The following is a 25,367-nucleotide window of genomic DNA, read 5'->3' on the forward strand; positions in this document are numbered from 1 at the left end:
CTGCCACTACTTCCGTTCTGCCAGCCAGCCCTGGAGCATCGCGGCGACGTCGTCGGGCTGGTTGTCGACCATGGCGGATACCTCTTCGCGCATCCGGTCGCGAGACAGGTCGGCCTCCTGGGCCAGGGCGAGCTGCTGGTTGTGGGCGAGGGCCTGCGGTGACAGCAGCATCCCGTCGGGCAGGTCGGAGGCGGTGGCCTCGATCCGGGCCTCTTCCTCCTCGATCCGCCGCTTCTTGCGACGGCGCAGGAAGATGAGCACCACGACGAGCACCAGCAGGGTCAGGCCGGTCTGCTTGGCCAGACCCAGGTAGCCGGCCGTGCGCTCGGCGCTGGCCTGAGCCTCCAGGGCCTTTGACGCCGCATCGGCCGCCGTGGTGTCGAACGGCAGCACACTCACCTGCACGCTGTCGCCGCGGGCGGGGTCCAGACCGAGGGCATTGGTGACGAGTTGCGAAGCGGTATTGGTGTTCATGGCCCCTGCCGTCTTGCTGTTGAGCACGACCGCGACAGTCATCCGTTCGACCTTCCCCGGGGCCGCCTTGATCTCGGCCACGCTCTGGTTCACCGCGTTGTTCACGGTCGACTGGATCCGGTTGTAGTCCCCGGTGCCGCCACCGGCGTTGAGCGGCGTCGGCAAGGTCTGCCCGAGCGTGCCGCCGGCGGCCGCGCCGGTACCGCTGTACTTCTCGTTCACCTCGGCCTCGCTGAGCGGAGGGGGCGCTGGATCGGACTGGGTGTAGGTCTTGCTGGTGGTTTTCTGGGTGTCGAAGTTGAGGGTGGCGTTGACCTGGACCCTGGCGTTGTTCGGACCGACCACCGCGTTCAGCACGTTCTCCACCGACTTGTTCATCCGGCTCTCGAAAGTTGCTGTCTGATTGTCGGTCTGGCTGGCATCGTTGGCTGCCGACCCGGCACCGGAACCGGAACCCGAGAGCAGCTCCCCGTTCTGGTCGGTGACCGTCACGTCGTCGGGGCTCAGGTTCGCCACCGACCCGCCGACCAGCTGGGTGATCGACTGCACCTGGCCGTCGGCGAGCTCCGTGCCGGGTTTCAGCTTCAGCAGCACCGAGGCGGTGGGCTTGCGGGTTTCCTCGGCGAACACGCTCTCCTCGGGGATGGCGAGCTGCACGACCGCCTTGTCCACCCCGTTCATCGCCTCCAGGGTCTTGCCCAGCTCCCCCGAGAGGGCTCGCTGGTAGGCAACGCTCTGCTGGAACTCGGTGGCGGTGATGCCCTGGTCGTCGAGCAGCGACCAGCCCTCGCCGCTGCTGCCGTTCGCCGCCCCGGCGAGGCCGGCCGCGGCCAGCTTGATGCGCTCGGAGTAGACCTGTTCCTGGGGTACCAGGATCGCGGTTCCCGAGTCGGCGAGCTGGTAGGGCACCCCGTCGGTGTTCAGCTGTTCCGTGATCGCGTTGGCGTCCTCGCCGGAGAGGCCGCCGTACAGCGGCGTCCAGTTCGGCTGGGAGAGGTACTTGCTGAGGGCAAAAGCGGCCATCAGCAAGGCGATGACACCGATGATCACGACGGCGCGCTGTCCGGCGGTGAAACCGTTGGCGAACGTGCGGGCCCGCGTGGTGACTGCCTTGGCATTGAACTGAGGACTCAAAGCTGCATCCCCATGATCTGCTGGAACGACTCAAGCGCCTTGTTGCGCAGGGTCGTCGTCAGCTCGACGGCGGTCTGGGCCTCGACAGCGGCGATCACGTAGTCGTGCACGTCGTTGAGATCGCCGGTGGCGGCCCCGATCGCCTTGTTCTGGGCCGTGATGTCAAGGTTCTCGACGCTCTGCAGACCCTTGCCCAGCGCATTGCCGAACGATTCGCTGCGGGCCGACGCGGCCTCGGTGATCGCGGAGGTGCCGACCCCGGGCACCGAGATGTTCTCGATGCTGCCGACGTCGGCGGTGCCGAGCCCCGCGGCCATCTGGCTGTAGAGATCGGCGCCGGAGATCATGGCACCGGGGTCGGTCACGCCGACCGCGGCGACAGGCATGACGCTCATCTCAGCCACGTCCCATCTGGATCGCGGCCTGGTAGGCGGCCCGCACCCGGTCGAGATTGGCGGTGTTCGCCTGGTAACCGCGTTGTGCCATGACCATCTCGGTCATCTGGTCACCCAGGTCGATGTCCGGCCGCCGCACGTAGCCCTGGGCGTCGGCGTAGGGATGTTCGGGGTCAAAGACCAGCTGACCCTGGGCGTCGCCGAGCTCCACGCCGGCGACCCGCACGCCCGAGCCCACCCCACCGTTCTCGACCGACTGGGCGATCACGTAGCGGGCCTGGAAGGCATCTTCATTGCTCGGACGCACCGTGTTCACGTTCGCGATGTTGTCCGACACGGCGTCCAGCCAGTTCTGGTGGACATACATACCACTGCCGGAAATGTCGAGAGATTCAAACATGTCAGTTGCTCCTGATCGCGGCACGCAGCAGGCTGAAGCGATCGCCGGTCGCGCGAAGGGCCAGCTCGTAGCTCATTTCGGTCTTGACGCTGTTGACCGAGGCTTCGCCCAGGTCGACGTTGTTGCTCGTGAGATCGCCGGCGGCCCCGGAGTACGCAACCGTCGGGGTGACCACCTGGGTCGGGTCGTCGCCGTTCGCCAGTGCCTGCTTCAGCTGACCCTCGAAATCGACCGAGCGAGCCCGGTAATACGGGGTGTTGACATTGGCGATGTCATCGCTGATCGCCTGCTGTCGCTGGGACAGGCCGTCCAGTGCGGTGTGCAGGGCATTGATCGAGACGTCGTCGAGCATGGACATGGAACGTCGCCCTTCCCGGGAGAACGCGGGCACAATCGTCGAATGACTGGGGGTCGCGCCGATCCGTGGCGCTACAAGAGCGGTCCGTGCTCAGAACCAGGCTTCGACGTAAGCCCATCGGGTCTTGAGGGATGCTCCGTTCCTGTGAATGTCGTTCATCCGAAAGCACCAGTCGGTCTTGAGGTTCCCGGCATAATGAGATGCTGTGCGGGATTCGCGGCTTTTGACTGGCCCGGCCGGGCGACCACCGAACCGGTGAGGCGGACACGACCTCGAGAACGCGTTCTATGCGTCCAAAAGCAAGAAGCACGGCCATCGGTGGATGACCGTGCTCCTGCGGCTGCGCCTCAGCCGTTGATGTCCAGGGTGGAGCCCATGCGGGCCTCTGAGGCCCGGGTGAACGTGGGCCGGATACGCGAGATCTCGGATCGGAACTCCTCGCGCAGGAAGCGGGCGCGGAACTCCAGCTCGGTGATCCAGCGCTGAAGCTCCTCGGACCGGCGCCGGAAGGATTCCGGCGGCCGCCCGGGGGGCGGGGTGATCAGCGGCAGCGCGAAGACGTCGTGCCGGCTGAGGGCTATTTCGAACTCGTGCATCGACTGCTCGACGGCGTCGAAGTAGCCGTTCCAGGCGGTCATGGCCTCCTTATTGGCGGCCCTGACGGAATTGGTGGTGGTCATCGGATGTCAGCCCACCGGGAACGGGCTCGTCGATGCTTCCAGCGTGAGGGCCTGCTTCCAGGCGTCCCGCAAGGGTTCCAGCATCTCCCTTACCGCCAGAATACGTTCCGGCTGGGGTGGCAGGCGGCTGCTGCTCAACTCGGTGACCATCCACAGGTACAGGCTCTTGAGGCCTGTTCCCTCGGGCCAGATCGCCACGTCGAGGCTGCCCCACAGCTCCAGAATGATTTCCTGGGCATGCTGAATACGGTTTCCTACGGTCGAGTGGTCGCCGGTCCGCATGGCGGCCTCGGCCACCGCAAGATCACCGATCAGCCGGTCGTAGAGCATCGTCAGCAGGCGTTGTGGTGAGGCCGTGTGGGCGGTGTCGTCCGCGTACCGTGACCTGGCCAGTCCGTTCGGCATTGGTACTCCTTGACCTCGCAGGCATCTCTCCGGGCAAAGCTGAGCCGCAGGGCCCACGCCGGGATCGGGGCGGGCCCTGCGGATCGGATCAGCTGGACGACGAGCTGCTACTGCTGTTGAAGAAGCTCGCGAGAGAGCTCTGCTGCGCCTTCAGCGCGGAGAGCGAGCTCTCCATCGCCGTGAACTTCGCCGTGACGGTGGTGCGGTACGCCGCCAGGCGGTCGGTCCAGGCGTCGATCTGGGTCTGCAGATCCTTCACCTGGGTCTTGGCCGTGGTCTGCGCCTGTACCAGGGTGCCGGTCTGCGAGTCGCTCATCTGGCTGAAGAGCGAACCCAGCTGCTGGGCCAGCCCGGGCTTGTAGGTGAGGTCACCGATGAGCCCGGTGGTATTGCTGTTGACCGTGATCGACAGGCCGGCGGCGGGGTCTTCCGAGGCCGGCGGGACGGTCAGGATGTTGCCGATGCCCGTGGCCTCGATGCCATTGATGGTGCCCTTGATGTCGGCGCCCTCGGCGGTCTGGCTCACGGTGGCGCCGCTGACGGCGCTGCCGGTGGCCGTCTCGGTGAACTCCACATCGAAGGCGCCGGCCGAACCCGGGTTCGTCGAGGTGAAGGTGAGGTTGCCGCTGACGTCGGCGGCCGCGGTGATGCCCATGCCGGACTGCGCCAGCATGGTGTTCAGCTTGGCGGCGACGGCAGCGGCATCGTCGCCCGGGGCGGCGTCGTACTTGATCGTGGAGCTGCCCCGCAGCAGGGCGACGGTGCGGCCCACCACGCCGGTGCCGGGCGGAATCACCTGCCACTGCTCGGCCTTCGCCAGCGATGTGACGTTGATGGGGTAGTCACCGGCTTGGGTGGCCGCCGTTGCGCGGGTGTAGGTGGCACTGGCCGACACGCCGGAGAACGATGAGCTGGCGCCGTACGCCGCCATCGTGCCGGTCGGGTCGGACTTGAACGCCGTGTCGAACGTGGCCTTGTCGAACGTCACCTGTCCACCTGAGGTGACAGTCAGGCCCGGGGTGTTCATGCCGGCGACGGTGCTCAGGATCTGCTGCTGCAGAGCCCGGACGGTGCTGTCACCGAGCAGCGGACCGCCCTTCTTCGTGGCGGGGTCCCACGCGGTGTTCGTCGCGATCGAGCTGAGCAGATTGTTGATGTTGGTGACGACCCCGGAGACCTGGTCGGTCACCTTGGTGGTGTCGACCGAGCTGCCGACCGTGACGCCGGCCTCGACCTTGCCGACCGTGAACGAGAGGCCCTGGGCGACGTCGGTGAAGGTGTTCGTGGCCGAGGTGACGGTGTAGGCGTTGCTGCCGCTGCCACCGATCGAGATCTCGGCGTCGGTCCCTTCGGCCAGCACGTTCATCTGGGCGCCGGCGCCGGGGAAGCCGCTGAGCCCGGACAGGGTGAACTGGGAGGCCTCACCGGTGGTGGTCGAGGCGACCTGCAGGCGGTAGGTGCCCGGCGAGGTCTGGACCGCGGATGCCGTGACGCCGGCATTCGCACTGTTGATGGCCGAGACCACCTCGCTGAGCGAGCCGGTGCCGACATTGATCGAGGTGCTCGTGCCGTTCTTGTCCAGCGTGATGGTGCTGCCCGACGCCACCGTGGCGGCGAGCGAGTTCACCGAGCCGTTGGAGATCAGCGATTGCGCGCTGGCCACCGAGGTCACGTCGAAGGTGAGGGAGTTGGCCACACTGCCGGTCGCCGTCGCCGTCACCGAGGAAGACGAAGAAGTGGCCGAGGTGGTGGCCCAGGAGCTGGTGTTGGCCAGCGAGCTCATCTGGGTGACGAGCGAGCCGATGCTGCTGAGCATCGAGCTGTAGGCGCTGACGGCGCTGTTCTGCTCGATCTGACGGTTCTTCAGGAGTGTCTGGGAATTGCCCTGGACGGACACCAGTTTGTCGACGATCGATTTGGTGTCCAGACCAGAGACGATCCCACCGATGGTGAGCGAGGTCATGGGCGTGGTCTTCCTGTGCACTGTGCAGGGGCGGGGCTTGTGACGATGGGCCGGGCACGCGAAGCCCTGCCCGGCCCATCGTCACGATGTGAAACTGGAACCGGGTGGTGGTCTTTCGATCACCACCCGGTCCGGGATCACTGCAGCAGCTTGAGGATGCTCTGCGGCTGCTGGTTGGCCTGCGCCAGCATGGCGGTACCCGCCTGCGACAGGATCTGAGCCTGGGTGAAGAGCACCATCTCCGACGCCATGTCGGTGGCCTGGATACGCGCGTTGGAGGCGGTCAGGTTCTCCACCGACACGTTCAGGTTGTTCACCGTGTGCGTGAATCGGTTCTGGTAAGCACCCAGTGTCGCCCGGGTGGTGGACACGGTGTTCAGCGCGGTGTCGATGGCGTCGATCGCCGACTGCGCCGACGCCGTGTCGGCCAGGGACACCGTGCCGGTGTCCACGGCGAGACCAGCGGTGGTCATGGCCGTCCCGGTGAGGTCGGCCGTGATCCGGTCGTTCGCCGAGTTGTTGGCGCCGATCTGGAAGGTACCGGCGTAGGTGCCGTCCAGAAGGTTCTGGCCGTTGAAGTTGGTCGTGCCGGCGATCCGGTCGATCTCAGCCTGGAGCTGGCTGAACTCCACCTGTGAGGCGGCCTGGGCGTTGGCGCCCTGAGAACCACCGGATGATGCCTGAACGGCCAGGCTTCGCATGCGCTGCAGGATGACCTGCGTCTCGTTCAACGCACCGTCAGCGGTCTGGACGACGCTGATGGCATCCTGAGCATTACGGACAGCGACGCTCAGGCCGCCGATCTGCGCCTGCAGCCCCTGAGAGATCGCCAGGCCGGCCGCGTCGTCAGCCGCACGGTTAATGCGGTAACCACTGGACAGCTTCTCGAGGGAGCTGGTCTGGCTGGTCTGGGTGTTGTTCAGGTTGCGGTAGGCGTTGAGAGCGGCCGCGTTGCTGGTCACGTAGAGACCCATGATGTCCTCCTTGGTCGGGTCGAATTCCGATCCATCCGTGGACCGGGACAGCATCCTCATCGGCTGGAATGCTGCGGTCATGAAGGTTTCCGGCGAGTTTTCGCCGGGAACTACAACCGGGCGTCGACGTCCGAGGCGGACGAGAGGTATCGGCCGACGTCCACCCGGCTGCTGAGCGTGGAGCGCCGCGCGACCGCGTCCACATAGGCGTCCCGACGCCGTCCACGCGCTCCCTGGGTCGGCTGGCCAACAGCGCCCGCGCCGGCCTTGGCATCGGCCTCGAGCAGTCGGGACAAGGCCTCCCGCAGGAGTTCCAGCCCTTCCGCCCGCAGTTGCGACACCCGTGACTGGGTCACGTTCAGCTCGGTCGCGAGTTCGGTGAGCGGCCGGCCCTCCAGGTAGTACCCACTGACCACCAGACGCAGGCGGTCGGGCAGCTCGGCGATCGCGTCCCGGAGATAGCCCACCCGTTCCGCCGCGACCAGAGCGTCTTCCGGCTGCGGGGCCGGATCGCGCAGGGTCGCGGCCAGGCCCTCCCCCTCGGGGGTGAAGGAATCGAGGGAGAGCAGGGAGGCGCGGTCCTGGCCACCGCGGATCTCACCGATCTCGCTCTCGGTCAGGCCCGATGCGGCGGCGAGTTCGCTGTCCACCGGTGTGCGCCCGAGCGCCACGGTGAGTGCCTCGGACGTGACCGCCAGGGCCCGGGCCCGGCTGCGCAGCGAACGTGTCGCCCAGTCGCGCTGGCGCATCTGATCGATCATTGCCCCGCGGATGCGCGTGTTCGCGAACCGGGCGAACGGCACACCCAGGCTGGGATCGAACGATTGCGCCGCCTGAACCAGGGCGAGCGCACCGGCACCGGTGAGGTCGTCAGAGTCCAGGTGCCGCGGGAGGCGGGAAGAGGTCTCCCGGGCGATGTAACCCACCAGGGGCAGGTGCTCCCGGACCAGCGCCTCCACCTCGGCCGCCGAACGGGGGGAGGCGGACTTCCCGGACGTCTGGGGGGAGTTCAGAAGATCGGCCACGCTTGGTCTTCGACCGTTGCGGGCCCCAGCTCGACCACCGCCCAGGAGTTCCCCGGCAATGCATCCGGATGGAGCAAGACCCCCCGCCCGGGGGAGCGATTTCGGCACGGGACGGGCGGATCCAGGCAGATCGCAGTGACTGGATCGCCCACGAGGGCTCAGGTCGGCCACCCGGATGCCGACAGGCTTTGCATGCCCCGGTAGCGCCGGACCGTGTGCGCCCGGAAATGAAAGCCGCCAGGTGGATGAATACCCCGCCGCAGCGGTCAGCATCCCGGGACGCCCGCCGATCGACTGACTGGATGAACGCGTCCGGTGCTTGAAGAAACCGAACTCGGAAACCCTTTGGAGATGTCCCGATGAGCCTTCCCGATCTCGCCGCCGTGCTGTGGCGACAGCGAGAGCTGATCGAGCGGCTCTGCTACCGCCTGGAGTGCGAGCAGCTTCTGCTCGCCGCCGGCCGGATGAACCGAATCGCCTTTGCCGTTTCCGAGGTGGAGACGGTGGTCGAGGACCTGCAGGTGCTGGAGCTCCAGCGGGGCGAGGCGGCCGACCGCGCCGCCGCCGAGCTCGGTCTTCCGGCCGGCAGCGGCCTGTCCGACCTGGCTGCGGCGTCGCAGCCACCGTGGACCGGGGTGCTGCTCGAGCACCGCGCCGCCCTGATCGCCCTCACCACAGAACTTCACGCTCTCGCGGATGCCAACAAGGCCATGATCAGCAGCGGCATGGCGCTGGTCGAGGCCGCAATGAACTCTCTCGGATCGCTGTCGCCCCACCAGGCCGTGGGATACGACGCGACCGGCCATGCCGATCCAGTAACCGGGCGTCTGCCCGCCGTCATCGATCGGGTGCTGTGACCACATGAGCTTCAACATCCTGGGCAACGGACTGACCGGGTTGCAGGCGTCCCAGCAGGCGCTGAATGTCATCAGCCAGAACATCGCCAATGCCAGTACTCCCGGATACGTCCGCCAGCGGGCCATTCTCGAGAGTCAGCAGACCGCGCCGAGTGTGAACGTCTACACCGGCAACAGCGCCCAGTTTATGGGCGTCAAGGTCACCGGCGTGGAACGCATCTCCAGCGCGTTCAAGCAGGCCGCGCTGAACAGCGCCGTGGGCAGGCAGGAAGCGCTCTCGGCCCAGGCCGCCCCGCTGGACAACGTCCAGGGGCAGCTGCAGGAACCCGGCACCACCGGCCTGCAGAGCCTGATGACGCAGTTTTACCAGGGCTGGACCGACCTCGGGAACAACCCGGTCAAGGGCACTTCGGACGGCGGGGTGGCCATCAACGGTGCCGCCGCCGGCGTGGTGATCCAGCAGGGCGTCACCCTGGCCGGGAAGCTGAACTCGCTCTCCGACGGCGTGGCCTCGGAGTACCTGAACCAGTTCGCCAACCTGACCGGCATCGTCGAGCAGGTCAACGCGCAGACCCAGAAGGTCGCCGCCCTGAACCAGCAGATCATGCAGGGCACGGCCGGTAACAACAACGTCAACGCCCTTCTGGACCAGCGGGACTCGGCGATCACCGAGATCGTGAAGCTGACCGGCGCGACCGCCACGAGCCTGGACAACGGCTCCGTTCAGGTGTCTGTCTCCGGTGTGACCGTCGTGTCGGGCAATGCTTTCAACCTGATGTCGGTCTCCGGTTCCAGCAGCATCGAAGAGGCCGGTGGCGTCAACGCTCCCGGACTGCTGGTCGGCACCGTCAAGGCGTCGCCGGCCGGCGGCCAGGCCGCCGGCGTGCTCTCCGCCCTGAACACCGACCTTCCGGCGATCAGCGCCTCGCTGGACACCGTCGCCAACGGTATTCGCGACGCCGTGAACTCCGTGCACAGCGCGGGTTACACGCTCGACGGTACTCCGGGTGGGGACTTCTTCACCGGTGAAGGGGCTCAAGAGCTCACGGTGGCGGTGACTTCGCCCGATGAGCTAGCCATATCGAACGTGGCCGGGGTCTCGGCCGACGGCAGCAACGCCGGCAAGATCGGCGATCTGGTGAATCCCAGTGTGATCTCGGCGGTGCTCGGCGGGGCCACGGCACCACAGTCGGTGTACTCCGGGATGGTCACCCAGATCGGTACCCAGCTACAGGGTCTCAACACCGCGATCGATTCCCAGAGTGGCATTGTCGCCACCGCTCAGAGCGCCGTGGACTCTGAGTCCGGTGTCGACCTGAACGAGGAACTGACCAACATGATCCTCTTCCAGCGGTCGTTCCAGGCGAACTCCAGGGTGATCTCGGCCGCCAACGAAATGCTCCAGTCTCTGATCGGAATGGTGTGACATGGCTAGGGTGACCACGCTCGGCCAGGTGAACCAGTCTCTGGCCGCTCTCCAGGCCAGCCAGACGGCGGCCTCGCGCCTGCAGGAGCAGGCTGCCAGTGGCAAGCGCATCAACAAGGCGAGTGACGACCCGACCGGCACCGCCATCTCGATGCAGCTGCGCGACCAGCAGGCGGCCAATACGCAGTACACGCGTAACGCCGGGTACGCCAACAGCCAGCTCTCCACGGTCGACAGCACGCTTCAGTCGATCGTGTCGCGGTTCGGCCAGGTGCGCTCCAACATCATCTCGGCGACCACCACCACGAACGCGAACTCGCGATCGGCCCTCTCCGCCAACGTGACCCAGATCAAGAACGAGCTCGAGGGTCTGTACAACACCCAGTACCAGGGCCGTTCGATCTTCGGTGGCACCTCGGCGGTCGGGGCGGTGGACGCCTCCGGCACCTACACCGGTGACGGGAACCCGGTGATGGTACGGCTGAACGCGTCGACCAGTGTGCGGGTCGACGTCGACGGCGCCTCGATCGGGGCCGGCAACTTCAGCGGCCTGCTGGACAAGATCGCCGGCGACATCGCGAACGGCGAGGGCACCGACAGTCTCGACGACCTGGACTCGCTGATCAACAGCGTGATCACGGCCAACGGGAACGTCGGTGCGATCCAGAGCCGGGTGACCTCGAGCCAGGTCGCCGTCAACGCGCAGAACTCGGACATCACGGTGTCTCTGGCCGAGAACGAAGACGTCGACTACGCCGATGTCCTGACCCGCTTCTCGTCCCAGCAGGTGGCCTACCAGGCCGCACTCGGCGTGACGGCGCGGATCAACCAGACGTCCCTCCTCGATTTCCTGCAGTAACCCGCCCAGGTGCGTGCAGGAAAGCGCGCACCGCTACCGAAGGGTGCGCACCCGTTGGGTGCGCACCTCGCCCAAGGTGCGTGCAACCGTGCGCACCGGAGCCGAGAGGTGCCCGCTCAGCGGGACACCAGGATGGGGTGACAGGTCTTATGCATCCTGCTCTTCTCACTAACGCCAATGCCGATGCGGCGACCACCGCCGACGTCCCGGAGATTAATTTTATCCGGCCGATTCCCGGTTTCAGCGATCTGCGGCACTTTGCGCTGACCCGGATCGACGACCGGGAGGCGCTGATCTCGGAGTTGCGGAGCCTGGAGCGACCGGACGTGCGGTTCGTGGTGACCGTACCGGCGATTTTCTTCAGTGATTATGTGGTGCAGCTGGACGACCAGGACTGCGAACAGCTGGGACTGGAGTCTGCGGCGGACGCGCTCATCCTGACCGTTCTCACCCCGGGTGAGAACGCGAAGACCACGACCGCGAATCTGCTGGCGCCCATCGTCATCAACTCCAAGACCCGGGCTGCGGCCCAGGTCATCCTCACCGGTACGGAATGGCCGGTGCGCGCGCCACTGGGTTGATCGATGCTTACTTTCCGCTAGCCTCTCCTTACGGCCTGAAGTCGGCCGTGGTCGCGGCCCCTTGCTGATCGCGATCCAACGGGGTCCAGGGAGGGAGCCGCGGTGCTGGTACTGACACGTCGAGCTGGCGAGAGCATCGTGATCGGGGACGACGTGCGAGTCGTCGTCCTCGACGTGCGAGGAGACACCGTCCGCCTCGGGATCGAGGCTCCACGCAGCATCCAGGTGCACCGCGCGGAGGTCTACGCCGAGGTTCAGGCCGCCAACGCAGCTGCTGCGGCGGTTTCCGGGGAAAGCCTTGAGGAAGTGTCCGAGAGGCTGCGCCGCATGGCCCGCCCGGTGGTTCCTCGTCCGACCGCGCCGCACCGTCAGCCGGGAGAGCGGCGTCAGGGAAGGGCATCGACGCCGTCGACGCCCAAACCCGGTCCATCGCCGTCCGGTCAGCCCGGCCCAACGGCGGAAACAGCACCTGGTCAACAGCCCTCGCCGTCTTCCAAGTCGGCCGGGGCGCCGGTACCGAGCGCAGCGACGCGACCGGTGCCGGCACCACCCGCCCGTGGAGCGGGCCAGCAAGAACAGCGGGCCGGCCGCACCATGCAGGCCTCCCGGCCCGTTCCCGCGCCACCTCGGCCGGGAGTTCCGAAACCGGGTCCGATTCCGCGGCCCGGCCCGCCCGCCGAGGAGACCTAGAGCGTCCAGGTCATGTTTCGTGAGTCCGGTCCGGCCCGTTCATTCGGGCCGGACCGCTTGCGTTGGGGCTTCTGGTCGCGGGTTTCGTCGATGAAAGACGATGCGCTCACCGGACAGCGGCGGTCGCTCAGGGAGGACGATGCCCTCGCCGTTGTCACGCTCTCGTCGTCCGTTCGTCCCCTCTTTGTTCGTTCGTTCACCCTGAGCACGAACGGTTTGGGAGGGGTTCTACTCCGCGGGGGCCTTGCCGCGCTGCACCGCGGCCAGCAGCATCTGGGCCACGTCCAGCACCTGGACCTCTTCCCGCGCAGCACCTTCGGACTGCTGGGCGGTGAGCCCGTCGGAGAGCATGACCCGGCAGAACGGGCAGCCGACGGCGATCGTGTCGGCGCCGGTCGCGACGGCCTCCTCGGTGCGGGTGAGGTTGATGCGCTTGCCGAGCTTCTCCTCCATCCACATCCGGGCGCCGCCGGCGCCGCAGCAGAAGGAGCGTTCCTGGTTGCGCGGCATCTCCCGCAGCTCGACGCCGGGCAGCGAACCGATCAGCTCACGCGGCGGTTCGTAGATGCCGTTGTGCCGGCCGATGTAGCACGGGTCGTGATAGGTCGCTGTACTCGTACTGCCCCCATCGATGGGTGCGACGGGGGTCAGGCGCTTCTCCCGCACCAGCCGGTTCAGTAGCTGGGTGTGATGGACGACCTCGTAGTTGCCGCCGAGCTGCGGGTACTCGTTCTGGATCGTGTTGAAGCAGTGGGCGCAGGAGACGACGATCTTCTGGGCCTTGGACTCGTTGAGCACCTCGACGTTCTGCATGGCCAGCTGCTGGAACAGGAACTCGTTGCCGGAGCGGCGGGCCGAGTCACCGGTGCAGGCCTCGCCGTCACCCAGCACCGCGAACTCCACGCCGGCCTCGTTGAGCAGCTCGGCGATGGCGATGGTGGTCTTCTTCTGGCGGTCTTCGTAGGCGCCCGCACAGCCGACCCAGAACAGGTACTCGACCTCGGTGAGGTCTTCGATGTCGCCGCCGACCTGCTTCACCTCGAAGGACAGGCCCTTGGCCCAGTCCATCCGCAGCCGGGGCTTGAGGCCCCAGGGGTTGCCGTTCTTCTCCAGGTTCTTGAACAGGCCGTTCAGCTCGTTCGGGAAGGCCGACTCGATGAGCACCTGGTAGCGCCGCATGTCGACGATGTGGTCGACGTGCTCGATGTCGACCGGGCACTGCTCCACGCAGGCCCCGCAGGTCACGCACGACCACAGCACGTCCGGGTCGATCACGCCGCCCTCGGCGTTGTACGCGCCGAGCGGGTTGTCCAGCTCGTAGCCGGTGTCGCCGATCAGCGGACGCCCGGCGAGCGGCTGGGCGGCCTTCAGCACCTCGGAGGAGTCGGCGTTCTGGCGCGCCTCCTCCGATGCCAGCAGCCACGGTGCCTTGGCATAGGCGTGATCGCGCAGCGACATGATGAGCATCTTCGGCGACAGGGGTTTGTCGGTGTTCCAGGCCGGGCACTGGCTCTGGCAGCGACCGCACTCGGTGCAGGTGCTGAAGTCGAGCAGTCCTTTCCAGGTGAAGTTCTCGACCACCCCGACGCCGAGCGCCGCGGTTTCGTCCAGCTCGTCGACGTTCTCGAAGTCGAGAACCTGCCCCTTGATCGAGATCGGCTGCAGCGGGCCCAGGCTCGTGGTGGAGTCGTTCACCCGGGTGGGAGTGGCGTTGCGCTTGAACCAGATGTTGGGGAAAGCCAGGAATCGGTGCCAGGCCACACCCATGGTGTTGTTGAGGCCGATGGTGATGGCCCACGACATCGAGATGGCGATCTTGATTCCGGCCACCAGCACGATCAGGTTTTCGAGCGTGCCTTCGGACAGGCCTTCGAAGGCCCGGCCGAGGATCTGGCCGAAGGGGAAGTGCAGGCCGCTGGGGTTCAGCGCGTACTCCAGGCTGCGCAGCAGCAGGACACAGACCAGCACGCCGAGGATGACCGCCTCGACGAAGTAGGCCTGCCAGAAGCCGGACCCGAAGAACCGGGAGGAGCGGCCCTCACTGCGCGGGTGATGCTTCTGGCGCACCGCGATCAGCAGCAGGATGCCGGCCAGCCCGATCACGGTGATGCCCTCGGCGACCCACTCGTACGGAGGGAACGTGCCGATCAGCCACAGGGTCGTGTGCGGGTCGAAGATCTGACCGTACGCGGTGACCAGGGTGGTGAACAGGAGCCCGAAGCCGACCATGGTGAACCAGTGCGCGATCGCGACGATCGGCAGCCGGGCCATGCGGGTGTGCCCGAGGAACTCCCGCACCAGCGTCGTGGTGCGTGCGACCGGGTCGTCCGAGCGTGATCGGTCGGGCTCGCCGAGCCGGATGACCTGCACGAAGCGGTTCGCGGCGCGCGCCAGCAGCGCGATCCCGGCCGCGGTCATGGCGATGCTCACCACGATCACCGCGATCTGGAGCGGAGTGTTCATGGCCGAAGTCTCGCAGTCACAGATTCCCGCTCGGCAACGACCCGGCGTGGCGCATCTCATTCAGGACCGGCTTCACCCCCTCCGACCGGCGGGGGATCCGGTCCCGGCGGCGGGACGGCGATCAGAGCCCGATACCTCGGTAGCGCGCCAGGCGGGTGCTCAGGCGTTGTGCCGGGTCGGCCCCGAGCACGGTGTGCAGTTCGCGTTCCAGCGCGGCACCGATCCGTCGCAGGAAGGCTTCGGCGGTGTCGTCCGGGTACTCCGGCACCACGATGTCCACGATCCGGTCGCGCAGCAGGTCACGGGCCCGTACGCCCTGGGCGTCGGCGATCTGGGCGGCGCGGGTGGGCGTGCGGTGAAGGATTTCCGAGGCACCTTCCGGGGGCAGGGGCGAGATCCAGCCGTGCTCCGCGGCGATCACCCGGTCCGCGGGCAGCAGGGCCAGCGCCATCCCGCCTGCGCCCTGTCCCAGCACCAGACACACCGTGGGGGCGGTCAGGGTGGTCAGGTCGGCCAGCGACCGGGCGATCTCCCCGGCCAGGCCGCCCTCCTCGGCCTCCGGGGAGAGCGCGGCCCCGGCCGTGTCCACGATCGAGACCAGCGGCAGACCCAGCTCGGCGGCCAGCCGCATGCCCCGCCGGGCCTCCCGTAACCCCGCCGGGCCGATCGGTGACCCGGTGGCGGCCCGCCGGTCGTGTCCCAGCACCACGCAGCCGGTGTCACCGAACCGGGCCAGCGCCAGCAGCATCCCCGGATCGGCCTCCCCCTGCCCGGTGCCGTTCAGCGGCACGACCGGGCCCGCGGCGACCTCCAGCAGCTCCCGTACCCCCGGTCGTTGCGGGTCCCGGGACGCGGTGATCGACTCCCAGGCCGGGCGGTCCGGCAGATCGGCCACCACGGTCGTCGAAGGGGTCGTCGAAGGAGCCGCCGGCCCGACGACCGGTGAGCTGGTGAGCACGTCGAGTGCGTCGATCGCGATCGCCCGCAGGGCTGCCGGCTCGACCACGGCATCGATCAGGCCGTGCCGGAACAGGTTCTCCGCGGTCTGCACATCGGCGGGGAACGGCTCCCCGTTCAGGGCCTCGAACACCCGGGGGCCGAGAAAACCGATCAGCGCCCCCGGTTCCGCGGCGCAGACGTGCCCGAGCATGCCCCAGGAAGCCAGCACGCCGCCCATCGTCGGGTTCCGTAGGTAGACCAGGTACGGCAGCCCGGCCGCCCGGTGCGCGGCGACCACGGCGGAGATCTTGACCATCTGCAGAAAGGCCACCGTCCCCTCCTGCATCCGGGTGCCGCCCGACGCCGGCGAGGCGATGAGCGGCAGCCGGCGTTCGCGGGCGCGGTCGGCGGCGGCGACGAAGCGCTCGGCGGTGGCCACACCGATCGATCCGCCGAGGAAGGAGAAGTCCCCGACCACGAGCGCCACCGGGCGGCCACCCAGTCGTCCCTCTCCGGTCACGATCGACTCGTCCAGCCCGCTGCGCTCCCGGGCGGCCGCGAGAGCCTGCGCGTAGGCCTCGTCCACCGGCCCGTACCGCTCGTGGTCGGCCGGTGCGTCCCACGACCGCCAGGTGCCGGGGTCCAGCGTGAGTTGGATGAGATCGCGGGCATTCATGCCGCTCAGTCTGCAACGGCACTGCACCGTCGTCCGGCCTGATCGGTGTGGTGAACGAGACCGTGGCGGGTTGCCGGGGCTCTGAACAGGATTCGCGTTCAGGGCCGGTCAGGCGGCTGTCCGGCAGCGCTGCGGGCGCCGGGCGGAAAATCCGGCGTATCGATGCAACGTGGGCCCGGATCAGTGCGTCTGTAGACCGTTGCGCCTTAAGCAGACGGGTGCAAAGACCGTCAATCCGGAAGGGGCAACGATTCAGTCTCAGCATTAGCCCGATAGGCGGGAACTGTGCTGGAGCTGTGCATCCGTCCGATACGGTCGAGTAAGAACTGCGGACCCCTGGGCATCTGCTCGGGAGGTGCCGAACATCCGGTCGGCGAGGGGCCGAAACCGGACCAACAGCAAGGGGTGGGGTAGTGAACACGCGTTCCAAGGCAATGGCATTCGCGGGCTTCGGCCTGGCGGCCGCAGTCGGGATCACCGGCTGCGGATCGGGTTCCGACTCGGCCGACGGTGAAACTGGCTCGGGCAGCAACAGCGGCGGGTCTCCGAAGGAGAAGGTGGCCGCCGCGTTCCAGAGCCTCAACAGCTCGTCCAACGTCGGCTTCACCCTGAAGCTGGACAGCTCCACGGCCGATCTCGAGAAGATCAGCGCCGCGCAGGACTCGACGGAGCAGCTCGACGCCGAGGACAAGAAGACGATCGGTTACCTGCTCAAGGGCAGCGTCACGATGAACGTGTCCGCCCCCGAGGGCAAGACGTTCGCCGACGTCACCACGAGCAGCGCGGCGACCAAGTCCGACAACCTGCTCAAGGACCCGGCCGCGTTCGAGGCCGCGCTGAAGGACTCCGGTTCCGTGGCCACCTCCGTGGTGTACGACGGTTCCGGTCTGGTCGACTTCGTCAGCAAGGACGGGGTGTTCTACCTCCGGGCCGACGCGGACAAGATCGCGACGCTGTCCGGTCAGAACCTCAGCAGCCTCACGGGCACGCTCGGCCAGCTCCCCCCGGTCATCGCCACGCCGGCCCAGAAGCTGTTCGACGGCCAGTGGGTCTCTCTCGACCTGGTGAAGACCGTGCAGATCCTCGACAAGCAGGGTCTGCTCGACGAGCTGTCGAAGAGCCAGGACACCACCGCCGCCGACGCTGTCGACCCGGCCAAGGTGCAGAGCCTGATCACCTCGCTGCAGGCGTCGTACGACAGCGACTCCGAGGTCACCGAGGTCGATGGTGGCTACCAGGTGTCGGTGCCCTACGAGAAGACGGCTGACGCCGTCAACGACGACCTCGTCGCCCTGATCGGTGCGGACGAGGTGGCCGACTTCCGCAAGGAGCTGAAGCAGGCTCCGAACAAGAACCTCGTCTTCACCGTCAAGGTGGACGACGACAAGCTCAGCGGCGTCAACATCGACCTGCAGCAGTTCATGACCAAGCCGGTCGAGGGGGCCACGTTCGCGGTCGACCTCGCCGTCGACACCGGCGCCAGCGCGGTGCAGGTGCCGACCGGCGCCACGGCCGTCGACATTCAGGGTCTGTTCAACCTGATCCCGGCCGACAGCCTGGCGGGTCTGGCCCAGGGCTCCGGTCTCTGATCGGGTAACCCGTACCAAGCCGGCGGGGCCGGAACCTTCGTGAGAGGGTTCCGGCCCCGCAGTGCGTCTACCAGCTGTTTCAGAACATGGGATGCCGATCGGCGAAGTCGACCGCGAACACCCAGAGACCGATGATCTCACCACACACGGCGACCAGCGCGACCGTCGTCTGAATACCGCGCGACTGGCCCGGCAGCAGGGTTTTGGCCAGACTGCGGTTGAACTTCCAGAGCTTGTCCCAGAGCCAGTTCACCAGATCGACGAAGACGAAGAACGTGTCCCTGACGAGCCTTCCGGTTGCGTCGATCATCGCTGTCCTCCCGTCGTCCTGCGCTGAGGGTCTGTCCCGCGGATCACCATTCTGCGCACCGGCAGGCGCGGGCCGGGATGTACGCGCACTGTCGGGGTGCGAAGCCGCCGTGCACTCACCGGCACCGCCCTGTGCTCGGTTCCTGGGAGAGGCATGCGGGCATTGTCCCAATTCTTGGCGTCGTGCCGAAGGATTTCGGCCGGGCCAGGGCTGAGAGGCTTGCCTCATGGATCTGGCACCGCTGACCGCGTCCGGCGACCCTCGCCTCACCGCGCCCGTCATCACCACCGCCGACGGCTTCCCGCGCAGCGTGCTGCGTGACCGGCATCCGGAACTGCTCGCGAAGGTGCTCGACGGGGTGCCCTACCCGCCGGAGGTCCGCCTCGCCGTGAACGGCCTGCTCCAGGAACTCGACGGGCCGATCCTGCCCCTGTCCGACACGCATGCCGATGCGGCGCAGTGGGCCGAGTGGTCTGCGCCCTACCTGGGCCAGAGCTGGTACGAAGTGCCCTTCCTCTGGGCCGAGAACTTCTTCTACCGCAAGCTGCTGGGCGCCACCGGCTGGTTCGCCCCGGGGCCCTGGCAGAGCATCGATCCGTTCGGTCCGCAGAAGGATGCCGAGCTCGCCGGCGCCGCCGTACAGGCCGAGCTGGAAGCCCTGGAACAGCTGGAATCACTTCCCGACGGCCCCGACAGCAAGGCCCTCGACTCCCTCGTCCTGGCCGCGCTCTGGGGCAACCGGGCCGACCTCGGATTCAAGATCCAGCGCCCGACCGGCGACGACGGCGCTCCGGTGGTCGACAACCTGATCGCCGACCACCGCGAGGCTCTGCTTCCGCTGCTGACCGATGCGAGCCGGATCATCCTGATCACGGATAATGTCGGACGTGAGCTGCTACCCGATTTGGTGCTGGCTGACCGGCTTTTGGTAGGCCGATCAGGCGTCACTGCTTGGTTGCACGTGAAACCGAGCCCATACTTCACCTCCGACGCCATGCCCGCCGACGTGCTGAAGACCGTGCAGCGGATGATCGACGGTCCGCCGGCGGCGTCTGACATGGGCCACCGGTTACGGAATTTTCTCTCCGAGGGTCGCCTGGTGCTCGTGGCGCACCCGTTCTACGTGGCGCCCCTGACCTTCGATCAGGCTCCGGCCGATCTTCATAGGCACTACGAGCAGGCCGATCTCACGCTGCTCAAGGGCGACCTGAACTACCGCAGGCTGGTCGGCGACGCGTCGTGGCCCGCGACCACGCCCTTCAAGACGGTCACCAGTTACTGGCCCGGCCGGGTCGCGGCCCTGCGCACGCTCAAGTCTGACGTTCTGGTCGGTGTGGACGAAGGGCGGCTGGCCGACCTCGACGCGACCGGAGAGGCGTGGCGCACGAGCGGGCGCCACGCTGTGATCCAGCTGAAGTGATGGTGCACCCGGCCGCCATCGGGCCCTGACCCCCGATGGCAGCCGGGCCGTCTTATCGCCGGTACCTGAACAGGTTGTCCCTGTCGTAGAGAGGCACCGGGGTGAGGTTGGACGCCCGCGAGGTGAACACCACCGTCGAGCCTCCGCGGGAGATGGCCAGGCCGTGCCCGCCGCTCCAGGCGTTGGCCTGCGTGCCCGTCGAGCTGACGGAGACCCGACGCGTGGAGCCGGTCTTCAGGTCGCGGCGGAAGACGTCGTAGCCACCGTTGGTGTCGTTCGCGACCAGGTCACCCGCGAAGGAACTGAAGGTCACGAAGCGACCGTCCGGTGAGATCGTCGCCTCTCCGGAGGCCTCGGTGGGTGCCCTTCCGCTGCGCGTGACGGCGGCCAGGCGGGTCTTGCCTGTCGTGCGGTCATGGACGTAACCCCGGCCGATCTGCCGGGCCGGCTCCGGGCTGATCAGGCCCAGCAGAGCGAAACCGTTGTAGGTGACGACGCTGCCGTTGTGTGAGACGGTCGGCTGCCCGGCACCCAGCCCCTGCGAGGCGACGCCACCGGTGATCTGGCCACCGCCCGGGCCGATCGAGACCCGCCTCGTCTTCCCGGTGGTCAGCGAATGAGCGAAAACATCGGTGAGCCGGTTGGTATCGCCCGGTACGAGGTTGGCCGCCCCGGAGCTGAACACCACGGTCCGGCCGTCGCCGGAGATCTGCGGGTCGATGGAGTCCGGTCGCCGGAGGTCGGGTGCCGAGGTGGCCTGGCGGCCTGACGAGGTCACGCTGACCCGGCTGATCCTTCCGGTCGAGCGCTTCCAGACGAACACGTCACCCAGGCCGTTCGTGTCGCCGGGCACCAGGTCGTCGGCGGAGGAGAAGAAGGCGACCCGGCTGCCGTCGGCCGAGATGGACGGGCTGTCCCCGCCGCCGGAGTCGGGGGTGCCGCTGACCCCGACACTGATCTTGGTGGTCCTGCCGGTCTTCAGGTCTTGGAAGAAGACGTCGCCGCGGTAGGACAGGTCGTCGCCCGCCACCAGGTCGGTCGCCCAGGACGAGAAGGCCACGTAGCGGCCGTTCGAGGAGATGTCGATCTGCGGGCTGTCTCTGTCGGCCGAGGAGCCGCCCCCCGAGGTGGTCGACACCATGGTGGTGATGCCGGTCTTCGTGTCGCGGACGAAGACGTCCCAGCCGTTGTTGGTGTCTTGGAGGTTGCGGTCGATGTTCGTCGCCGTGGACGGAAAGGCGATGTACCGGCCGTTCGGCGTGACGGCAGGGTTCTTCTGGTCGCCGTTGGGTGTGCCGGTGCCCGGCGCCGCGTCGACCGGGAGTACCAGTTCGGTGGTGCTCCCGGGCGCGGCGGCCTGCGCCGGAACGGCCAGGAGGCCGCCGGCGACCACGACCGACACGGCGGCCAGTCCTGCAAGCCTGATGACTGCATGCTGCTGCACGGACGTTCCCCCTTGCACGCTGTTGCTCACCCCCGAGCAGAATCAGGCTAAGCAGGGATCGGGCCGCCCGGAGCCCAAACGGTGAAATTGCCCCAAAGCCCCTCCTTGAACCGATCGTGATCGGCCGGGCGACGGTCAGCCACCGAGGGCAGAAGACGGGCGCCGGATCAGATCGGCACGGGTGGACGCCGGTCACGCGGTCAGGCGGTCAGCACCGGTGGGTCCCGCATTTCCTGAGGGCTGTGGACAACGTGGGGAAGTTCCGGACCCGCCGGTACGGCAGCCCCTGGGGATTCTGCGAAATCCGGTGTGGGTATTCGCGAAATCTCAACGAAAGAGCGGTATTTCGATGTCATCGATGAAGCTGGCATTGTCCCCAGCCTGTGCAGAAACCTGTGGATAAGGAACTACAAGAATGAACGCGACAGTGCCCGGCAGGCATGCCGAACGGGTCCAGACTGGGCCAGGAGCCCAGGATCTGGGGCGTCGGTGGATAACTGGACCCTTTCCGGAAATTTTCGTCGCCCGCGGTTTTCATCGGTGTAACCGGAAAGACGTTGTGCGGAAACGTCGCTGCCTCTGGAACCGAGCCGCCCGCGGTCGCCGTTGTCCCATGCGGTGGCCACGAACGTTCGCCGGCACTCACTGGTTCGTGGTCATGTAATCCCCCGCCTTCGGCCGGGAGGTGCCCCCAATTCCCCGGGAAGTGGGGCATGATCACGAACGGGAGGATGGCCACCGCACTAGCCTGGGCACCCATGAGCGGTGTGGAGATCTTGCTGATCGTGGGCGCGGGCATCGCGGTGTACGCGATTGCCGGCAAGCGTGGCCTGCAACCCGGCATGGTCGTGGTGGTGCTCGCGGCCGTGGTCTCGTTCATCCCCGGCGTGCCGAGGCTGGAGCTGGAGAGCGAGCTGATCCTGGCGCTGGTCGTGCCGCCGCTGTTGTACTCGGCGACCCGGGCCACGCCGGTCAGCGGGTTCGCGGCCAACCTGGGGCCGATCGTCAGCCTCGGTGTGGTGCTGGTCGTGATCACCACCGGCGTGCTGGGGCTGGTCTCGAGCTGGCTGATGCCCTCGATCGGGCTGGCGGGGGCGTTCGTGCTCGGAGCCGTACTCGCCCCGCCCGACACCATCACCACCGTCTCGCACGGCCGGGAACTCGGCCTGCCCCGGCGTGCCACCCAGATCCTGACCGGCGAGAGCCTGGTCAACGACGCCACTGCGCTGACCGTGTTCAGCCTGGCCATCGCGGCGGTCAACGGGCAGGGCACGTCGGTCGGCGGTGGACTCGCGACATTCCTCCTCACCGTCGTCGTCGGTCTCGTGGTCGGCCTGGTGTTCGCGGTCGGCACCCTCTCGCTGCGCAAACGCCTCGGCAACCCGACCCTGGAGGTGGCGCTCGTCCTCTTGGTGCCGTTCACCGCGTTCCTGGTGTCCGAGGAACTGCACGGCTCCGGCATCCTCGCCGTCGTGGCGGCCGCGTTCATGGTCAGCGCCAACCTGACGTTCGACCCGAAACACCAGTACCCCGGCGCCCATCGCACCCGCCTGGCCGAGGAACAGGTCTGGAAGGTGATCGATTTCCTGCTGGAGAACTTCGTCTTCGCGTACATCGGGCTCCAGCTGAAGTTCGTGCTGGAAGACCTCGCCGACGCCGAGGAACTCACCGTCACGCTGATCTCCGCCGGGGTACTGCTCGTGGTCGCCATCGTGGTCCGGATGCTCGGGGTGTTCGGTCTTTTCGGGCGGCGGGCGCTCGCCGAGCGCTGGGCCGAGTGGATCATGAAGAACGACCCGCGGGCGAGGCTGCGCCGGCAGCAGCGCAACGAGCTCTTCGAGCAGAGACGTCAGGCTCTGCCCCTCGGGGCCACCAGTTTCCGGGAGAACGTGCTGGTCGGCTGGACCGGCATGCGCGGCATCCTGACCCTGGCCGCGGCCGCCGCGGTGCCGGAGACCACTACCTCGGGGGCCCCGTTCCCGGGCCGCGACGCGATCCAGGCGATTGCCCTGATCGTCACCCTGGGGACGCTGCTCGTGCAGGGCACGACGATCCGGAAGGTCGCCGTGGCCCTGAAGTTCGATGTCGAGGCCGAGAAGCTCGAGACCGTCCGGAACGAGGAACGGGGCCGCGAACTGGTCCGTGACGCCGTCGGCCCGGACGGCCCGCGGACTCCGGAGGACTACCAGAAGCAGCGTGACGCCGTGGGTTTCGCGATGGCGACGGAGCATCTCGACGAGTCGGTCATGCGTGAGATCGTTGAGGACATCGACCTGCGCCAGGCTGCCGCGGAGCGAGCTTAGAGCCGAATCAGCCAGCCGTCGTGGTGATCTCATCGAGCCGGGGGGAGCTGTTCGCCGGCGCGTGGTCGTGGTTCACCGGGTAGAGACCGGTCATCGCGTCTTCGAGCAGCACCACGTGATGGTCCAGGGTGCTGCGAGGTACTACCGCTCCTGCTGATCGGGGTGATCGGTTGTGGTACCGACGGCGGCCAGCGACCGGTCGGGCAGGACGAGGACGGTTCCGAGCAGGCCGACGGCGATCATGAAGACGGCCAGGTGATGCAGCCCGCTGCTGCCGGCGGCGTCGCCGAGCAGAGCACCCGAAGCGACGGACGAGAGAATGGCACCCAGATAGACGAAGGTGCGCAGCAGCCCGGCGGACGAGGCGATCCGGGCCGGTTCCGCCTGGTGGTAGACGGCGTTCTGGTTGGCCAGGTTCACCAGTCCCTGCGGCACCCCGAGCAGAACGGTGATCACCAGGAGAAGCCAGATCGGACTGTGATCGTTCAGCAGCAGGAGCAGGAAACAGACCGCCACCTGGCTGATCGCGCCGACCAGGAGCTTCATCCGGATCTCGGCGCGGCGCCCGGTCAACGTCGAGACCAGGATGCCCACCCCGAACAGCGGCAGCAGCACCAGCCCGGTCTGCGAGGCCGAGAGCCCTCGCCCGTCTTCCAGCCACTGCGTGTAGCCGTACAGGAAACAGTACGAGATCAACGCTGCCAGCATGCTTCTCAGATACGTGACGACCAGGGGACGATTGCCCGCCAGCACCCGCAGGTCGACGAACGGGTCACCGGTGCGGCGCTCGCGGATCACGAAGGCCACGGCGGCGACCGCGGCGATCACCAGGAGATACAGCAGGCTCGTGTCCGGCTCCATGAGGAAGAGCAGCAGGGCGATGAGAGTGCCTGCGAAGAGCGCGATCCCGGGCAGGTCGAGGGAATGGTCGGTCTTCTCGTCCAGTTGTGCGTTCTTCGGCAGGTACAGCAGGGCCAGCACCAGACAGGCCAGCCCGAGCGGGATGTTGAGTGTGAAGGTCGATCGCCAGCCACCGAGCCCGATGAGCAGTCCGCCCAGCGTCGGACCGACCACGAGGATGGTCTGGCTGGCCACCGAGAGCATGGTGAGAATGCCTGCCGGACTGTCCTGCCCCGTGCGCCGGGACTCGCTGCGGATCAGGTACATCGCCGCCGGGTAGCCGGCGCAGGTGCCGAGCCCGAGAATCACCCGGGCCACCACCAGAAAACCCAGGTTGGGGGCGAAAGTGCCGATCAGTCCGGCGATTGCGGTGAACAAAGCACCGGCCAGATAGAGATTGCGGGGGCCGAACATGTCGACCAGGCGACCCACCACGGGCTGCCCGATCGCCGTGGCCAGGTAGAGGGACGAGACCAGCCAGGCCGTCTCGGAAGGGGATGCGTGCAGCGCCCGCCCGATCGGGATCAGGGCGACCGCGATGATGCTGGAGTTGATCGGGTTGAGCACTGCCCCGATGATCAGTGGGGCTATCAGGGTGCGGTCGAAACTGGTTCTCGTCACCGTGGTTGCGCTCATACCCGGGTGATCCTCTCGATCAGGAGCAGGGCCTCGCGCAGATCGGCGATCTCGGCCTCGGTGGCGTGCTCGCGCAGCATCCGGGCGAGCCACTCGTCCCGGGCCTTCCGGTAGTCGCGCACGTAGTTCTCGCCGGTGCCGGAGAGGTTGATGAGCTGCCGTCGCCCGTCGTCGGGATCCGGCCGGCGGGCGATGAGCCCGCGTTCGTCCAGGGCACTCAGCGTGGCGGCCATGGATTGAGGACGCACGCGCTCGGCTTGCGCGAGCAGGCTCAGGGACGATTCGCCCTCCTTGGAGAGGCGCGAGAGCACCGACGTCTGCGACGGCGTCAGGTCGGAGGCGAACTCCCGGATCCGGCGCCGCATCCGGCTGTAGCTGACGATCAGCTCCTGGGCTGCCAGGGCGGCAGTGTCTTCCTCGGGTTCCACGAGTTCGACCCTAAGTTGTTCAGTCCAGACTGACAAGT

23 protein-coding genes are annotated in these 25,367 nt (G+C 67.4%); 8 read left to right on the forward strand and 15 right to left on the reverse strand.

All coding sequences use genetic code 11. From position 1 onward, the window contains the following. Positions 1–6: 6 nt before the first annotated feature. The 9 genes from fliF to QSK05_RS01890 form a co-directional block, all read right to left on the reverse strand. Positions 7–1,608 (reverse strand): flagellar basal-body MS-ring/collar protein FliF, encoded by a 1,602-nt coding sequence (gene fliF / locus QSK05_RS01850; RefSeq protein WP_285593219.1) that lies wholly within the window; start codon positions 1,606–1,608, stop codon positions 7–9. Further along, on the reverse strand, positions 1,605–2,003 hold the full coding sequence (fliE, locus tag QSK05_RS01855; protein ID WP_285593220.1) for a flagellar hook-basal body complex protein FliE: 399 nt from the start codon (positions 2,001–2,003) through the stop codon (positions 1,605–1,607). The genes fliF and fliE overlap by 4 nt, the downstream gene beginning before the upstream one ends. Position 2,004: 1 nt before the next feature. Next, positions 2,005–2,403, reverse strand: coding sequence for a flagellar basal body rod protein FlgC (flgC, locus tag QSK05_RS01860; RefSeq protein ID WP_285593221.1), 399 nt, complete (start codon positions 2,401–2,403; stop codon positions 2,005–2,007). Position 2,404: 1 nt separating this feature from the next. Then, positions 2,405–2,761: a flagellar basal body rod protein FlgB gene (locus QSK05_RS01865; RefSeq protein WP_285593222.1), complete on the reverse strand. Its 357-nt coding sequence runs from the start codon at positions 2,759–2,761 to the stop codon at positions 2,405–2,407. Between the two features lie 347 nt (positions 2,762–3,108). Then, the gene (locus QSK05_RS01870) at positions 3,109–3,399 is read right to left on the reverse strand and encodes a hypothetical protein (RefSeq protein ID WP_285593223.1); all 291 of its coding nucleotides are present in this window, start codon (positions 3,397–3,399) and stop codon (positions 3,109–3,111) included. A 48-nt stretch (positions 3,400–3,447) separates the two neighbouring features. After that, entirely contained in the window at positions 3,448–3,846 is a 399-nt protein-coding gene (locus tag QSK05_RS01875; protein ID WP_285593224.1) for a flagellar export chaperone FliS, read from the reverse strand. 88 nt (positions 3,847–3,934) lie between these two features. After that, complete coding sequence (gene fliD / locus QSK05_RS01880) at positions 3,935–5,809, reverse strand: flagellar filament capping protein FliD (protein ID WP_285593225.1); 1,875 nt, start codon at positions 5,807–5,809, stop codon at positions 3,935–3,937. Positions 5,810–5,946: 137 nt separating this feature from the next. Continuing rightward, positions 5,947–6,783 (reverse strand): flagellin N-terminal helical domain-containing protein, encoded by an 837-nt coding sequence (locus QSK05_RS01885; RefSeq protein ID WP_352300201.1) that lies wholly within the window; start codon positions 6,781–6,783, stop codon positions 5,947–5,949. A 110-nt stretch (positions 6,784–6,893) separates the two neighbouring features. Next, a complete protein-coding gene (locus QSK05_RS01890) occupies positions 6,894–7,808 on the reverse strand; it encodes a sigma-70 family RNA polymerase sigma factor (protein ID WP_285593227.1) in 915 nt (304 codons plus the stop codon). A gap of 359 nt (positions 7,809–8,167) precedes the next feature. Here QSK05_RS01890 and QSK05_RS01895 point away from each other — a divergent pair, with 359 nt between their 5' ends. The 5 genes from QSK05_RS01895 to QSK05_RS01915 all read left to right on the forward strand — a co-directional run bounded on the left by QSK05_RS01895 (position 8,168) and on the right by QSK05_RS01915 (position 12,221). Beyond that, on the forward strand, positions 8,168–8,665 hold the full coding sequence (locus tag QSK05_RS01895) for a flagellar protein FlgN (RefSeq protein WP_285593228.1): 498 nt from the start codon (positions 8,168–8,170) through the stop codon (positions 8,663–8,665). Positions 8,666–8,669: 4 nt separating this feature from the next. Then, the gene (gene flgK, locus QSK05_RS01900; protein WP_285593229.1) at positions 8,670–10,091 is read left to right on the forward strand and encodes a flagellar hook-associated protein FlgK; all 1,422 of its coding nucleotides are present in this window, start codon (positions 8,670–8,672) and stop codon (positions 10,089–10,091) included. A 1-nt stretch (position 10,092) separates the two neighbouring features. Next, on the forward strand, positions 10,093–10,950 hold the full coding sequence (locus tag QSK05_RS01905; protein WP_285593230.1) for a flagellin N-terminal helical domain-containing protein: 858 nt from the start codon (positions 10,093–10,095) through the stop codon (positions 10,948–10,950). Positions 10,951–11,099: 149 nt separating this feature from the next. Beyond that, on the forward strand, positions 11,100–11,531 hold the full coding sequence (locus QSK05_RS01910) for a flagellar assembly protein FliW (RefSeq protein WP_285593232.1): 432 nt from the start codon (positions 11,100–11,102) through the stop codon (positions 11,529–11,531). A 153-nt stretch (positions 11,532–11,684) separates the two neighbouring features. Beyond that, entirely contained in the window at positions 11,685–12,221 is a 537-nt protein-coding gene (locus tag QSK05_RS01915; RefSeq protein ID WP_502879724.1) for a carbon storage regulator, read from the forward strand. A gap of 228 nt (positions 12,222–12,449) precedes the next feature. Here QSK05_RS01915 and QSK05_RS01920 read toward each other — a convergent pair whose 3' ends face one another. Both QSK05_RS01920 and QSK05_RS01925 read right to left on the reverse strand, forming a co-directional pair. Further along, positions 12,450–14,684 carry a heterodisulfide reductase-related iron-sulfur binding cluster gene (locus tag QSK05_RS01920; protein ID WP_285593236.1) on the reverse strand — a complete coding sequence of 745 codons (2,235 nt, stop codon included), beginning with the start codon at positions 14,682–14,684 and terminating at the stop codon, positions 12,450–12,452. Positions 14,685–14,805: 121 nt separating this feature from the next. Next, on the reverse strand, positions 14,806–16,299 hold the full coding sequence (locus QSK05_RS01925) for a carboxyl transferase domain-containing protein (protein WP_285593237.1): 1,494 nt from the start codon (positions 16,297–16,299) through the stop codon (positions 14,806–14,808). A gap of 413 nt (positions 16,300–16,712) precedes the next feature. Here QSK05_RS01925 and QSK05_RS01930 point away from each other — a divergent pair, with 413 nt between their 5' ends. Continuing rightward, entirely contained in the window at positions 16,713–17,888 is a 1,176-nt protein-coding gene (locus tag QSK05_RS01930) for a hypothetical protein (RefSeq protein WP_285593238.1), read from the forward strand. 79 nt (positions 17,889–17,967) lie between these two features. On the opposite strand, the gene QSK05_RS01935 is transcribed toward QSK05_RS01930, so the two are convergent. Next, on the reverse strand, positions 17,968–18,198 hold the full coding sequence (locus QSK05_RS01935; RefSeq protein ID WP_285593240.1) for a hypothetical protein: 231 nt from the start codon (positions 18,196–18,198) through the stop codon (positions 17,968–17,970). A gap of 226 nt (positions 18,199–18,424) precedes the next feature. Between QSK05_RS01935 and QSK05_RS01940 the strand changes: the two genes are divergently transcribed. Then, positions 18,425–19,618, forward strand: coding sequence for a damage-control phosphatase ARMT1 family protein (locus tag QSK05_RS01940; RefSeq protein WP_285593242.1), 1,194 nt, complete (start codon positions 18,425–18,427; stop codon positions 19,616–19,618). Between the two features lie 52 nt (positions 19,619–19,670). Here QSK05_RS01940 and QSK05_RS01945 read toward each other — a convergent pair whose 3' ends face one another. Beyond that, positions 19,671–21,062, reverse strand: a complete 1,392-nt coding sequence (locus QSK05_RS01945) for a TolB-like translocation protein (RefSeq protein ID WP_285593244.1) — start codon at positions 21,060–21,062, stop codon at positions 19,671–19,673. A 758-nt stretch (positions 21,063–21,820) separates the two neighbouring features. On the opposite strand from QSK05_RS01945, the gene QSK05_RS01950 reads away from it, so the two are divergent. Then, on the forward strand, positions 21,821–23,365 hold the full coding sequence (locus QSK05_RS01950; RefSeq protein WP_285593246.1) for a cation:proton antiporter: 1,545 nt from the start codon (positions 21,821–21,823) through the stop codon (positions 23,363–23,365). A gap of 141 nt (positions 23,366–23,506) precedes the next feature. Here QSK05_RS01950 and QSK05_RS01955 read toward each other — a convergent pair whose 3' ends face one another. Beyond that, complete coding sequence (locus QSK05_RS01955) at positions 23,507–24,901, reverse strand: MFS transporter (protein ID WP_285593248.1); 1,395 nt, start codon at positions 24,899–24,901, stop codon at positions 23,507–23,509. Then, positions 24,898–25,266, reverse strand: coding sequence for a MarR family winged helix-turn-helix transcriptional regulator (locus QSK05_RS01960; RefSeq protein ID WP_502879725.1), 369 nt, complete (start codon positions 25,264–25,266; stop codon positions 24,898–24,900). Before QSK05_RS01960 ends, QSK05_RS01955 begins: the two co-directional genes overlap by 4 nt. Between the last annotated feature and the right edge of the window lie 101 nt (positions 25,267–25,367).

It is taken from the genome of Kineosporia sp. NBRC 101731, assembly GCF_030269305.1.
Taxonomy (GTDB): domain Bacteria; phylum Actinomycetota; class Actinomycetes; order Actinomycetales; family Kineosporiaceae; genus Kineosporia.